At 65.5% G+C, this 13,931-nt stretch carries 12 protein-coding genes; 4 read left to right on the forward strand and 8 right to left on the reverse strand.

Translation table 11 applies throughout. The features are described 5' to 3' along the window. Positions 1-43: 43 nt before the first annotated feature. From CH281_RS17750 to CH281_RS17775, 6 genes are read right to left on the reverse strand one after another with little or no spacing between them, the layout of a single operon-like run. Positions 44-433: a DUF4233 domain-containing protein gene (locus CH281_RS17750; RefSeq protein ID WP_027497558.1), complete on the reverse strand. Its 390-nt coding sequence runs from the start codon at positions 431-433 to the stop codon at positions 44-46. Further along, entirely contained in the window at positions 430-1,860 is a 1,431-nt protein-coding gene (folC, locus tag CH281_RS17755; RefSeq protein WP_052053192.1) for a bifunctional tetrahydrofolate synthase/dihydrofolate synthase, read from the reverse strand. Before folC ends, CH281_RS17750 begins: the two co-directional genes overlap by 4 nt. After that, positions 1,861-4,530 (reverse strand): valine--tRNA ligase, encoded by a 2,670-nt coding sequence (locus CH281_RS17760; RefSeq protein WP_032384532.1) that lies wholly within the window; start codon positions 4,528-4,530, stop codon positions 1,861-1,863. 9 nt (positions 4,531-4,539) lie between these two features. Continuing rightward, positions 4,540-6,540, reverse strand: a complete 2,001-nt coding sequence (locus CH281_RS17765; protein WP_094694988.1) for a S9 family peptidase — start codon at positions 6,538-6,540, stop codon at positions 4,540-4,542. A 49-nt stretch (positions 6,541-6,589) separates the two neighbouring features. Further along, entirely contained in the window at positions 6,590-7,375 is a 786-nt protein-coding gene (locus CH281_RS17770) for a SigB/SigF/SigG family RNA polymerase sigma factor (protein ID WP_032368200.1), read from the reverse strand. Further along, the gene (locus CH281_RS17775; RefSeq protein WP_027497563.1) at positions 7,375-7,806 is read right to left on the reverse strand and encodes an ATP-binding protein; all 432 of its coding nucleotides are present in this window, start codon (positions 7,804-7,806) and stop codon (positions 7,375-7,377) included. The genes CH281_RS17770 and CH281_RS17775 overlap by 1 nt, the downstream gene beginning before the upstream one ends. A gap of 184 nt (positions 7,807-7,990) precedes the next feature. Between CH281_RS17775 and malQ the strand changes: the two genes are divergently transcribed. Then, a complete protein-coding gene (gene malQ / locus CH281_RS17780; RefSeq protein WP_256983713.1) occupies positions 7,991-10,150 on the forward strand; it encodes a 4-alpha-glucanotransferase in 2,160 nt (719 codons plus the stop codon). Between the two features lie 60 nt (positions 10,151-10,210). Continuing rightward, positions 10,211-11,050: a formate dehydrogenase accessory sulfurtransferase FdhD gene (gene fdhD, locus CH281_RS17785; protein ID WP_094694990.1), complete on the forward strand. Its 840-nt coding sequence runs from the start codon at positions 10,211-10,213 to the stop codon at positions 11,048-11,050. On the opposite strand, the gene CH281_RS17790 is transcribed toward fdhD, so the two are convergent. Together CH281_RS17790 and CH281_RS17795 are read right to left on the reverse strand one after the other, a co-directional pair. Next, positions 11,033-11,716, reverse strand: coding sequence for a CoA transferase subunit B (locus tag CH281_RS17790; protein WP_052060565.1), 684 nt, complete (start codon positions 11,714-11,716; stop codon positions 11,033-11,035). The two genes, fdhD and CH281_RS17790, sit on opposite strands and share 18 nt — an antisense overlap. Beyond that, complete coding sequence (locus CH281_RS17795) at positions 11,713-12,462, reverse strand: CoA transferase subunit A (RefSeq protein WP_179271310.1); 750 nt, start codon at positions 12,460-12,462, stop codon at positions 11,713-11,715. Before CH281_RS17795 ends, CH281_RS17790 begins: the two co-directional genes overlap by 4 nt. Before the next feature lie 109 nt (positions 12,463-12,571). On the opposite strand from CH281_RS17795, the gene pcaH reads away from it, so the two are divergent. Beyond that, positions 12,572-13,288 carry a protocatechuate 3,4-dioxygenase subunit beta gene (gene pcaH, locus CH281_RS17800; RefSeq protein WP_032368462.1) on the forward strand — a complete coding sequence of 239 codons (717 nt, stop codon included), beginning with the start codon at positions 12,572-12,574 and terminating at the stop codon, positions 13,286-13,288. After that, positions 13,281-13,919 (forward strand): protocatechuate 3,4-dioxygenase subunit alpha, encoded by a 639-nt coding sequence (gene pcaG / locus CH281_RS17805; RefSeq protein WP_032368202.1) that lies wholly within the window; start codon positions 13,281-13,283, stop codon positions 13,917-13,919. Before pcaH ends, pcaG begins: the two co-directional genes overlap by 8 nt. The last annotated feature ends 12 nt before the right edge of the window (positions 13,920-13,931 follow it).

The following is a 13,931-nucleotide window of genomic DNA, read 5'->3' on the forward strand; positions in this document are numbered from 1 at the left end:
CACCCGGTCGCGCGGCGCATGGCCCCAACCGACCGGTCCGGTGTCAGTCGCGTTGCCCGGGCAGCATGCCGCGTCGAATGCGTTCGGTGATGTCCCGGCGCAGATAGAGCAGATACAGCCACACGGCAAGGAAGATCAGACCCACGGCGCCGATGGACAGATGGAACACGGCCCCGGCCATCACGAAGAACTGCAACGCGAGGTTGAGCTTCATCGCCCAGGGTTCGCCCTGTTTCCCCGCGGCCAGAATCATCACCACGGCGAGCGCCACGATATAGGTGGTCGAGAACCACGTTGCGCCGCCGCCGAGAGTCGCCACGACCGGAAGAGCGAGCAGAGTCACGATCGCTTCCAGTACCAGTGTGCCCGCCGACACACCGCGAAATCCCTTCCACGGGTCGGTTGTCGGTGGTCGAAACTCTGCTTCGCTCACGCGGGATCCTTTCCGAACAACGTGCGCGCTGCGCCCACGGTCACCACCGAGCCGGTGACGACGACCCCGGCACCGGACACGGCTTCGCCGGGCTCGGCCACTTCTTCGGCCAACCCGATCGCCGTTTCGAGCGCATCGGGCAGCGTCGACGCCACCACGACCCGCTCGTCGCCGAACTTGGCCACGGCTATGTCGGCCAACGCGTCGACATCCATCGCTCGACCGGACCCGTTGTGGGTGACGACGATGTCGTCGAACACCGGTTCCAATGCTTCGAGGATCGCGCCGACGTCCTTGTCCGCCATGACACTGACGACTCCGACGAGTTTGCGGAAGTCGAATTCGTCGGTCAGGGCGGCCGCCAGTGCAGCGGCCCCGTGCGGGTTGTGCGCGGCATCGAGAAACACCGTGGGCGCGTTGCGTACTCGCTCGAGACGACCGGGATTGACCACGGTCGCAAAGGCTTCGCGCACGGTGTCCTGGTCGAGTTGACGGTCCGGGCCCGCCCCGAAGAATGCCTCGACTGCTGCGAGAGCGAGAGAGGCGTTGTGCGCCTGGTGCTCTCCGTGCAACGGCAGGAAGATGTCGGTGTAGACACCGCCCAGCCCCTGCAACTCCAGCTGTTGTCCGCCCACGGCTATCTGCCGACCGAGAACGGTGAACTCCGATCCGGCCCGTGCCACGGCAGCGTCTGCCTGCACCGCCGCACGAAGCAGGACCTCGGACACCTCGGGCTCCTGCTTGGCGAGGATGGCCACCGTGTCCCGTGGCACGAGTAGTTCCGGTGCCTTCTTGATGATGCCGGCCTTCTCCCCCGCGATCGTGGACAGATCGTCCCCGAGGAATTCGACGTGGTCGAGACCGATCGGGGTGATGACGGCGATCTCACCGTCGACCACGTTGGTGGCGTCCCAGCGGCCGCCCAGCCCGGTTTCGATGACGGCGACCTCGACCGGTGCCTCGGCGAAGGCCGCGAACGCCATGGCGGTGACGACCTCGAACTTGCTCATCCGCGGTCCACCGGCGGCCTCGGACTGTGCATCGATCATCTCGACGAACGGTGCGATCTCGTTGTAGGTGTCCACGTAGGTGCGCGGGGACACCGGACGGCCGTCGATACTGATCCGCTCGGTGGCCATCTGCAGATGCGGGCTGGTGGTGCGGCCGGTACGCCGATGGAAAGCGGTCAGCAACGCATCGATCATGCGGGTGACGGACGTCTTGCCGTTGGTTCCGGCCACGTGGATCGACGGATACGCCTTCTGCGGAGAACCGAGCAGGTCCATCAGCGCCGAGATTCGGGCGGTAGACGGCTCGATCTTCGTTTCGGGCCAACGCTTGTCGAGCTCGGCCTCGACGAGTGCGAGCTCGGCCAGGTCGACCGGGGTCGGTGGTGGTGACGGCAGGGCGTCGTCCGGCTCGGTCACTTAGCTTCCCATCGATTCGAGGCGCGCGCCGATGCGCGCGATCTCTTCGCGAGCGATCGTCTGACGAGTTCTGATCTTGTCCACCACCGCATCCGGGGCCTTGGCCAGAAATGCCTCGTTGCCCAGTTTGCCGGTCGTCTGTGCCAACTCCTTCTCCGCAGCGGCGAGATCCTTCACCAGTCGCGCGCGTTCGGCGACCAGATCGACTGTGCCCGAGGTGTCGAGCTCGACGACGACGGTGGCCTTGCTCGTACGCACCTCCACCGATGCCGTCGCCGCGAAGTCCGCACCCGGCTCGGTCAACCGGGCCAGCGAGGTCACTGCCGAGATCTGGCCTTCCAGGTCGGCGTCACCCACTCCGACGATGCGAGCGGCGACCTTCTGCGAGGGCTTGAGCCCCTGATCGCTACGGAACCGACGAATTTCGGTGATGAGGCGCTGCATGTCCTCGATGCGTTGCGCAGCAACAGGATCGACCGGATCGGCGGCAGGGGTCGGCCACGTGGCGACCACCAGGGACTCGCCCCCGGTCAGCACCTTCCACAGGGTCTCGGTCACGAACGGGACGACCGGGTGCAGCAGGCGCAGCACCGCGTCGAGCACGTTGCCCAGGACTCCACGGGTGGATTCGGCGATGCTCTCGTCGGCGAACTGTACCTTCGCGATTTCGAGGTACCAGTCGCAGACCTCGTCCCACGTGAAGTGGTACAGCGCCTCGCACGCCTTGCTGAACTCGTAGCGATCGAACGCCGAATCCACCTCTGCTCGAACCTGATCGAGTCGGTCGAGGATCCAACGGTCGGCGTCGGTGAGTGCGGCGCGCGACGGCAGCTCGGCCGGCGCTGCGCCGTTCATCAGGGCGAACTTGGTGGCGTTGAACAGTTTGTTGGCGAAGTTGCGCGAGGATTGCGCATGATCCTCGCCGACGGACATGTCGGCACCCGGGTTGGCACCGCGGGCCAGCGTGAACCGCAGTGCATCCGCACCGAAGCGGTCGACCCAGTCGAGCGGATCGATGCCGTTGCCCCGAGACTTGGACATCTTCTTACCGAACTGATCGCGAATCAGTCCGTGCAGGAAGACATCTCGGAACGGAACCTGTGGGCCCTGCTTTCCTGCGGTGATGGCGTCGTCGGCTCCGACGTAGGTGCCGAACATCATCATCCGGGCGACCCAGAAGAACAGAATGTCGTAGCCGGTGACGAGTACGCCGGTCGGGTAGAACTTCTCCAGTTCGGGAGTGGCCTCCGGCCAGCCCATCGTCGAGAAGGGCCACAGGCCGGAAGAGAACCAGGTGTCGAGGACGTCGGGGTCCTGCTCCCACCCCTCGGGTGGGGTCTCCCCCGGTCCCAGGCACACAGTCTCGCCGTCGGGGCCGTACCAGATCGGAATTCGGTGGCCCCACCACAGCTGACGCGAGATGCACCAATCGTGCATGTTGTCGACCCAGGCGAACCAGCGCGGCTCTTGACTCTTGGGATGAATGACGGTGTCGCCGTTGCGAACTGCGTCACCGGCCGCCTTGGCCAGGGTGTCGACCTTGACCCACCACTGCAGCGACAGACGCGGCTCGATCGGCTCACCGCTGCGCTCGGAGTGTCCGACGCTGTGCAGGTACGGGCGCTTCTCGGCGACCACTCGACCTTGCTCGGCCAGGGCCTCACGGACCTTGACACGCGCCTCGAATCGGTCCATACCGTCGAACTGCGTTCCGGTATCGGCGATGCGGCCGGCCTTGTCCATGATCGACGGCATCGGCAGTGAGTGCCGAACGCCCATCTCGAAGTCGTTGGGGTCGTGCGCCGGAGTGATTTTCACTGCGCCGGTACCGAATTCGGGATCGACGTAGTCGTCGGCGATGATCGGTATTCGTCGTCCGGTGAACGGATGTTCGAGGGTGGTGCCCACCAGAGCCCGGTAGCGCTCGTCGTCGGGGTGCACCGCCACAGCAGTGTCGCCGAGCATCGTCTCCACGCGAGTGGTGGCCACGATGACGTGCGGTTCGGAGTCGTCCAGCGACCCGTATCGCAGCGAGACGAGTTCACCCTCGACGTCCTCGAACTTCACCTCGATGTCGGAGATTGCCGTCTGCAACACCGGCGACCAGTTGACCAGCCGCTCGGCGCGGTAGATCAGACCGTCGTCGAACATGCGCTTGAACATGGTCTGCACGGCCTCGGACAGGCCGTCGTCCATGGTGAATCGCTCACGGCTCCAGTCGACACCGTCGCCGATACGACGCATCTGGCCGCCGATGGTGCCGCCCGACTCGCGCTTCCAGTCCCACACCTTGTCGATGAACAGTTCGCGACCGAACTCTTCCTTGGTCTTTCCGTCGGCGGCGAGCTGCTTCTCCACCACCGACTGCGTGGCGATGCCCGCGTGGTCCATTCCCGGGAGCCACAGCACCTCGTACCCGAGCATGCGCTTGCGCCGACTCAGCGCGTCCATCAACGTGTGGTCGAGGGCGTGGCCCATGTGCAGGCTGCCCGTGACGTTGGGCGGCGGCAGCACGATGGAGTACGGCGGCTTGTCGCTGGTGGCATCGGCCTCGAAATAACCGGCATCCACCCAACCCCGGTACAGCTCGGCCTCTACCTCGCTGGGGTCCCAGCTCTTGGGCAAACGGTCGGCTGGGTTGTCTGGGGTCTCTGGCGCTGAACTGGTCACCGGTCGATTCTAGTGGCCCAGTATTCGCGGCATCGACGCGCTCTCGCCCAGGACATGCCCCGCCAGAAATGCCAGTACCACCTCGTACCAGACCTTGGTGTGTTGAGGCGTCAGAATCCAGTGGTTCTCGCCGGGGAAGTACAGGAATCGGTGCTCGGTCTCACCGTCGTCGTCGGCGGGAAGTCCCGATTCGCTGAGCAGTTCGTACCACAACCGCAGGCCCTCGCCGATCGGCACGCGATAGTCCTTGTCACCGTGGATGACCAGCATCGGCGTCGAGATGTCCGCGACGAACAGGTGCGGAGAGTTCTCCACCGCCATCTCGGGGGACATCTCCCGCGCCCAGTACCACGGTGCGTCGGTCGTCGGTCCGAACTGATCGAGTGCCCACAGACTGGCGTGGGTGACGATGGCGTCGAATCGGTCGGTGTGCCCGGCGATCCAGTTGGCCATGTACCCGCCGAACGAGCCACCCATTGCGGCGGTGCGTGTGTCGTCGATATCGGTTCGGGCAACAGCGACGTCGGTCAACGCCATCAGATCGGTGAACGGGGCACTGCCCCACGCGCCCCAACCACGCTGCACGAAGTTCTGGCCGTAGCCTGTGGACAACGCCGGATCCGGGAGCAGCACCGCGTACCCCCGCGCCACCATCAGCCATGGGTTCCACCGCCAGGACCACGTGTTCCACGAACCCAGCGGGCCGCCGTGCACCCACAGCAGCAGCGGCGCGGGCGAATCGTCCGATACAACGTGCGGCAGCGCCAGCCATCCTCGGACTCGACTGCCGTCCTCGACGACGGTCTCGATCTCGGTCAACGTGCCGGGCAGCGGGCCGTTGTCGATTCCGGCGTCGAGGTCGACCACGGTGCCGTCGGACAGGTCGATCGAGACCGGGTGCGGGGCGGCCAGATACGAGGCGGCCACAGCGACTACGCGCTTGCCGTCCGACGACACGTGAACGTGCGTGTACGCGTCGTCGGTATGCGTCAGACGACGCGGCTCCGCACCCGGCTCGATCACGAAGATCGGCGACCTGCCGTCGTCGTCCGCGGTGACCAACACGCCGGACCCGTCCGGCAGCCAGACCGGACCGATCGGCCATCGATCCCAGCCCGGAGCGAGATCGGTGACGGAGTCCGTACCGAACTCGTACTGCTGCAACGTCATTCGTGGCGCTTGTTCGGGAGTCGAGATCGATTCACGGACGAACGCGACGGCACGGCCGTCGGGCGAGATGGCCGGTGCACCCAGATCGGCATCCGCGTCGTCGACGATCGTGGTCCGTTCTCCGGTCCCGGTGCCGATGCGCACCAGTATCGTGCGGACGGTTGCCAGCGGGCCGGGCACCGACCACGTGGAGACGACGAAAGTGCCGTCGGCGCTGATGTCGAAGGCCGCTTCCTGCAGAGCGCCTGCCGCGTCACGCGTCAGATCACGCAGTGGTGCCGACTCGAGGTCGGTTTCCGTCTCGCCTGCGAACAGATGCGGGGTTGCGGGACCGAGATCGTGATCCCAGAAACGCACCGGCACACCGGTGTGCAGAATCGCATCCACCTTGTTCGTCTTGCGCTCGGTACGCAGGCCGTCGTCGTCCTCGTCTGTCGTGGACGAGCCGAACACCGGCGAGAAGCCGGCGAACCGATCGACGGACCGAGCCGCTCGCACGTCACCGATTCCCGCCGACCGGGTCTCGACCACGTGGGCCTCCCCGCCGGCGGCGGGCAGTACCCACAACCGTGCCGGATCATCCTCGCTGGAGCGGCGCGAGAACATCAGATCCCCGGACGCGGTGAACACCGGCGCGCTCTCGCCCAGCTCGCCGTGGGTGATTCGCCGCGCCGGAGAACGTCCGTCCACGTCGATCTCCCACAGCGACGTTCGGTACTCGGTGCGCGAATCACTCAGAGCAGCAACGACAACGACCGCACGAGAACCACTGCGATCCACCGCCAACCCCGTGACACGTCGGGCCGCGATGTACTCGTCGATGTTGTCGTAGACACTCATGCGAACGACAGTAGTGGCAACAGATCGTTCCGCGTCGGCTGTGCCCGGTTCAGTCCTCGCCGAGATCCTCTCGCAACTGAGCGAGCGTGCGCGCCAGGATTCGCGACACGTGCATCTGCGAAATTCCGACCTTCTCGGCGATCTGCGTCTGCGTCATCGACCCGAAGAACCGGAGCACCACGATGCGACGCTCGCGCTCGGGCAGCTTCTCCAGTGCGGGCCGCACAGCGAGGTAGCTTTCCATCTTCTCGAGTTCCGGGTCGTCGGCACCGAGCGTGTCCATCAGCGGGAGGCGATCCTCGCTTACCACCGAATCGACCGACACGGTCTGATACGCGCTGCGGGCAAGCAGTGCCTGCGATGCTTCCTTGACGTCGATCCCGAGTTCGGCGGCAATTTCGCTCGCGGTCGGGGCGCGACCGAGCTTCTGCGACAACGATCCCACCGCCTGCGAGATCATCGAGTTCAGCTCTTTCATGCGTCGCGGTACCCGTACCGACCAGCCGGCGTCGCGGAAGTAGCGACGTGCTTCGCCCATGATGGTGGGGACGGCGAACGAGACGAAATCCGACCCACGCTCGATGTCGAACCGGTCGACTGCATTGACCAGACCCAGCCTGGACACCTGCAAGAGGTCCTCGTGCGCTTCACCGCGCCCACCGAATCGGCGCGCGATGTGTTCGGCGAGAGGAAGGCAGCGCGTGATGATGCGGTCACGCAGCACGGAACGCTGCGGTGAATTCTCGTCCAGCGCCTGCATCTGCTGGATCAGTGCGACCACGTCGCTGTAATCGTCGGACTCTCGCCGTGTGCTTCGTTCCTGCGGCACCGGCACTAGACCTTGCTCCTCCGCTTGACCACGTCGATCGCGACGGTGCGGCCGGCAACGTCGTCGATCGCGTCGTCGGCGCGGAGTTCGATGGAGTCTGCGAGAGTTTGCAATACGTGCCAACCGAAGCTGTCCTGCTTCGGGACCGACGTCGGAGTCAGCGTGGACGTCACGACGATTCGGATCCCGGCATCGTTGACGGAGAACCTGCACGAGAGTTCCGCGTCGGCGACCGAACCTTTGATGAGCTGGGAGCACACCTCGTCTACGACTAGTTTCACGTCGGCGATGTCGTCGAGAGTGAAGTCACTGAGCACCACGAGAGTCTCCGCGACGGCCCGCACCACCGGCAATTGGTCGGCTTCGGCGCGCACCCTCAGCTCGACCGGTGCACCGGAATCTCGCTCCAGTTCTTCGATCTTGCTGACCCCAGCCATCCGCACTTCCCATCGTCGCCAAGCAGTTCGTTTCTCGTGTGCCGAGCAAGACTACCCAGCGGGGAAGCTTTCAACCCTCGCAGTACACGAGTGTCGCCCCCCGAACACACCGCGGAACGAACCTGCGGTGAACGGCCGACCGGTGCGGGTGACGTGCGCCCGTCGAACTGGCACGATCGACACCGTGGCACATTCGGATGAGGATTACTCGCAGGCCCTACGAACTCTCGCCCAGCGACTCGGTACGTCGACGTCGTACCGAGGCTGGGACGACACCGAGCACGACGTGAGCGACGCGACCCTGCGGCAGGTATTGGCTGCACGCGGTTACGCGACCGAAACCACCGAGGATGTCGATCGGGCACTGGAGGACATCGAGAACGCACCGTGGCGTCGCCTGCTTCCGCCCGTGGTCGTCACGACCCAGGGCACCGACGCGACGGTGTGGGTGCATGTGCCACACGGCAATCCGGTGGAAGTGTCGATGGTGTCCGAGGACGGCGACGCCATCGAGGTACCGCAGGCCGACGTCTGGGTCGATCCGCGCGAGGTGGACGGACGGCTGATCGGACGTGCCACGTTCGTGGTGCCCGGCGATGCCCCGCTGGGATGGCACAGCCTCACAGCGACGACGATCGGTGAGGACAACACCGTCCGAACCTCGGACACGGTCGTCGTGGTCACACCGAAGTCGTTGTCGCCCAATGCCGAACTTGCCGACAGGCAACGTACCGGTCTGCTGGCACAGCTGTACTCGGTGCGCTCGACGCGTTCGTGGGGCATCGGTGATCTCGCCGACCTCGAGGACATGGTCGACATCGCCGGCCGCGTGCATGGATTCGACTATCTGCTGGTCAATCCGCTGCACGCCGACCGGCCGACGACGCCCGTGGAGGCCTCTCCGTATCTACCGACCACGCGACGCTTCTTCAATCCGCTGTACATCCGAGTCGAGAACATTCGAGAGACGGCGCTGCTCTCGCCCAAGCAGTTCGGCAAGATCCAGGATGCCGCGGCTCGATTCGACAAGGCGAACGTTCGCACCAAGAAGCTGAACCGGGACGCGACGTTCAAGGCCAAGCTCCGCGCCCTCGAACGCGTCCACAAGGTCGAGCGCAGTCCGGCCCGCGAGTCCGCGTTCCGGGCGTTCGTCGAACGCGAGGGCACCGGGCTCCGGGATTTTGCGGTGTGGAGCGCGCTGGCGGAGAAGTTCGGCCCGAACGATCCCGCATGGACCGATCGCGCAGCGCACCCACGCACCGATTTCGTCCTCGAACAACGCGCAAAGCTGGCCGGGCGCATCGACTTTCACATGTGGCTGCAGTGGATCTGTGACGAGCAACTGGCCGCTGCCCAGCGAGCCGCGCTCGACGCCGGGATGGATATCGGCGTCATGCACGACCTCGCGGTGGGAGTCGCCCGCGGCGGCGCCGATGCGTGGACGCTCGGCGACGTATTGGTGTCCGGAGTCACCGTGGGAGCGCCGCCGGACAACTTCAACCAACAGGGCCAGAACTGGAATCAACCGCCCTGGGATCCGGATCGACTGCGCGAGATGGCCTACGTCCCGTACCGAGACATGCTGCGCACGATTCTGCGTCACGCCGGGGGCATCCGCGTCGACCACATCCTGGGCCTGTTCCGGTTGTGGTGGATTCCGCAGGAGGCCGAGAACGCCGGCGGCGGAACGTATGTCGAATACGACCACGAGGCGCTGATCGGCATCCTCGCCCTCGAAGCCGAGCGCGCGGGCGCGGTAGTGGTCGGCGAGGACCTCGGGGTGTTCGAGCCGATGGTGCAGGAATACCTCACCGAGCGCGGAATCTTCGGCACCTCCATCCTCTGGTTCGAGGCCGATGATTCCGGACCCATCCCGCCCGAGGACTACCGGACTCTGTGCCTGACGTCGGTGACGACGCACGACCTGCCTCCCACCGCTGGATACCTCGAAGGCGAGCACATCGAACTGCGGTCCCGACTCGGCCTGCTCGAGCGCGACATCGATGCGGAAAAGGAAGTGGATTCCCGTGCGCGAGAGGCGGTCCTGGACCTGGCCCGCACCCGCGGATTGCTCGCCGCCGATGCCGACAACCACGAGACCGTCGAGGCGCTGCACCGGCTGGTCCAGCGCAGCCCGTCGCTGCTGATCGGCGTCGCTCTCGTCGACGCGGTCGGTGAGCATCGCATTCAGAACCAACCGGGTACGGACGAGACCCAGTACGGCAACTGGAAGGTCCCGCTCGCCGACTCCGACGGCTCGGCAGTGCTGGTCGACGAACTCGCCGAACACCCGCGATTGGTGTCGCTCGTGCAGGCAATGGCAACCGAGTCGTCGGACCGATGACACGAGGGTCCACAATCGAGGTATGAGCTTTCGACGTCGCCGCGTATCGAGTCGGCACTGATGGGCCGGATCACCGCTCGCAGACCCGTCGTCCGAATACGCGGCGAACACCGAGTCGACCGTCCAGACACCTTGGTGGTGGAGGAACCGATGGAACTGCGCGTCGACGGCAGAGCCCTTGCCGTCACGATGCGTACGCCGGGCCACGACGTCGAACTGGCCCACGGTTTCCTGCTGACCGAGGGCGTCATTGCATCGCGTGCCGATATCGCTGCGGCGCGGTACTGCGACGGCGTCGACGACGAGGGCGCGAACACCTACAACGTCCTGGACGTCACGCTGGCACCGGGTGTGGCAGCCCCCGAGACCGGGGTGGAACGCAATTTCTACACGACCTCGTCGTGCGGGGTCTGCGGCAAGGGATCACTCGACGCAATTCGGTTGCGCACCAAGCATTCTCCTGCTGAAGACGACGTCGTGGTGACGTCCGATACCCTCGCCGGGCTACCGGACACCCTGCGCGCAGCGCAGAAGGTCTTCGACACCACCGGCGGCTTGCACGCTGCGGCGCTGTTCACTGCGGATGGCGACATGCTCGTCCTCCGCGAGGACGTCGGACGCCACAACGCGGTGGACAAGGTCGTCGGCTGGGCCACCGAGCACGATCGAGTTCCGCTGCGCGGCACGATATTGATGGTCAGTGGCCGCGCCTCGTTCGAGCTGGCGCAGAAGGCGGTGATGGCCGGGATCCCCATACTTGCAGCGGTGTCCGCACCGTCGTCTCTCGCGGTCGATCTCGCGACCGAATCAGGACTGACGGTGATCGGCTTTCTCCGCGGCCGGTCGATGAACATCTACTCCCGCGCCGACCGCGTCCTTGTGTCAGACGGTATCTCCTGAGTCGTTCCGCAGGCTCCACTCCCCAGCGACATCGACGAGTAGCTCGGCTGCGGTGGCGTTCCGGACCTCGTCCACCGAGATCCCCGGCGCGGTCTCGACGAGGCGCAGCCCGTCGTCGGTGACGTCCAGAACCGCCATGTCCGAGATGATCCTGTGCACGCAGCCCTTCCCGGTCAGCGGCAGAGTGCAGGACTGCAGAATCTTCGGTTCACCCTTCCGGGAGACGTGCTCCATCATGACGATCACGCGACGGGCACCGTGCACCAGATCCATGGCACCACCCATCCCCTTGACCATGTGCCCGGGGATCATCCAGTTCGCGAGGTCGCCGGTGGCGCTGACCTGCATAGCACCCAGCACGGCGACGTCGACCTGGCCGCCGCGGATCATTCCGAACGACTGCGACGAGTCGAAGTAGGACGAGCCGGGAAGCACCGTGATGGTTTCCTTGCCCGCGTTGATGATCTCGGGATCGAGTTCGTCCTCGGTGGGATAGGGGCCGACGCCGAGCACTCCGTTCTCGGAATGCAGAATCACCGAGACGTCGGTCGGAATGTAGTTGGGCACGAGGGTCGGCATGCCGATTCCGAGGTTGACGTACTGCCCGTCGCCGAGCTCCTGCGCCACCCGGGCGGCCATCTGTTCGCGGGACATCTTCTCGCTCATGCTCGTACCGTCCTCTGCTCGATGCCGACCTCGACCGGGCCGACATGCACGACCCGCTGCACATGGATGCCCGGGGTGTGCACCTCGTCCGGACCGATCTCCCCCGGCTCGACCAGGTGCTCGACCTGCGCCACGGTGATCCGACCCGACGCGGCGGCGGGTGGATTGAAGTTCCGTGCGCTGGCATGGAACACCAGGTTTCCGTGCCTGTCGCCCTTCCAGGCGTGGACCAAGGCGTAGTCCGCGACGATGCCGCGCTCCATCACATAGGTGACCCCATCGAACTCCCGGGTCTCCTTCGGCGGACTCGCCACGGCGATGCCGCCGCTGCCGTCGTAGCGCAGCGGCAAACCGCCGTCGGCCACCTGCGTCCCGACACCCGCGGGGGTGAAGAACGCCGGAATACCGGCACCACCGGCTCGCAGCCGCTCGGCGAGGGTGCCCTGCGGGGTCAGCTCCACCTCCAGTTCGCCGCCGAGGTACTGCCGTGCGAATTCCTTGTTGGATCCCACGTACGAGCTGATCGTGCGCCGAATGCGGTGCTGCGCCAGCAGCACTCCCAGACCGAAGCCGTCGGTCCCGCAGTTGTTGCTGATGGTTTCGAGGTCGGTAGCTCCCTGCTCGAGCACCGCGGCGATCAGGATCTCCGGCACTCCCACCAACCCGAACCCGCCCACGGCGATCGACGACCCGTCGGGGATGTCCGCTACCGCTTCTGTGGCACTGGCCACGACTTTGTCCAACATGGCAGCGACGGTACCCGACAATGTGCGTTATGTGAACAGGTTGCCACCATGCGAACATCTGTATACGGTGGCGAGTGCGCTTGATCACCACGATCGTCAGGAGCTGTCGATGCTTCATCTCCCGCCCGAGTACCGGGACCAGACGGGTGTCCATGCACCACGCGACTTCGCCGAGTACCGGACCACTGCCCTGCGGCATCCGGCGCAGCCGTTGACGCTTCTCCCCCAACGATTGACCGAGATCACCGGTCCGGTTCTGGGCGAGGGACGGGTCACCGACTCCGACGCCGACCTGACGCTCGCGCGGGGTGGTGAAGCTCAGGGTCAACGCATCATCGTGCACGGTCGAGTGCTCGACAGCGACGGCAGAGCGATCCCGAACACCCTCGTAGAGGTATGGCAGGCCAACGCGGGCGGGCGTTACCGACACTCGGGTGATCGCTGGCCAGCACCTCTCGACCCGCATTTCGACGGCGTGGGCCGAGTACTCACCGATGCCGACGGCCGATACCGGTTCACCACGATCAAACCGGGCGCGTACCCCTGGGGCAACCACCACAACGCATGGCGGCCTGCCCACATTCACTTCTCCCTGTTCGGTCACGCATTCACCCAGCGGTTGGTGACGCAGATGTACTTCCCCGACGACCCCATGTTCTTCCAGGATCCCATCTACAACGCAGCCCCCGAAGACGCGCGTGCTCGGATGATCAGCACCTTCGATTACGAAGCAACACAACCGAACTGGGCTCTCGGGTTCAAGTTCGACATCGTTCTGCGCGGACGCAACGCCACCCCGTTCGAGGAGGACGACCACGATGACTGACCCCGAGTTCGCTCCCCGGTACCCGGTGGTGACCGGTGCCGATTTCACCACCGCACCGTTCGGTCAGACGCCCTCTCAGACGGTCGGGCCCTACGTCCACATCGGTCTGCTGTGGCCGGACGGACAGGACGTGGTACCTCCCGGCACCGCCGAGGCGATCACCCTGACGTTCACCCTCGTGGACGGGGCTCGTCAACCGGTGTCCGACGCCATGATCGAGACCTGGCAGGCCGACTCCGACGGACGCTTCGACCATCCGGACGATCCACGGGGTGCCGTGGCACCACGTGTCGCGGGTTTCCGCGGCTTCGGTCGAGCATTTGCCGATACACGGGGAACGATGACGATCACGACCATCAAACCGGGGCCGTTGCCCGCCGAGAACGACCTCGTCGAAGCGCCCCACATCGACGTCGGAATCTTCGCCCGCGGAATGCTCGAGCGGGTCGTCACGCGGATGTACTTCCCGGACGAGGCCGAGGCCAACGAAATCGATCCGGTGCTGTCCGCCTTGCCCGCCGACAAGCGGGCCCGACTCGTCGCCACCACAGTGGACGGCGGTTACCACCTCGATATCGTGTTACAGAACACCGATCCGGACGGAGACGAGACCCCGTTCTTCGCGCTGTGATGCACGCTCCCG

Origin of the sequence: Rhodococcus sp. 06-221-2 (assembly GCF_002258365.1) — a bacterium.
Lineage (GTDB): Bacteria > Actinomycetota > Actinomycetes > Mycobacteriales > Mycobacteriaceae > Rhodococcoides > Rhodococcoides fascians.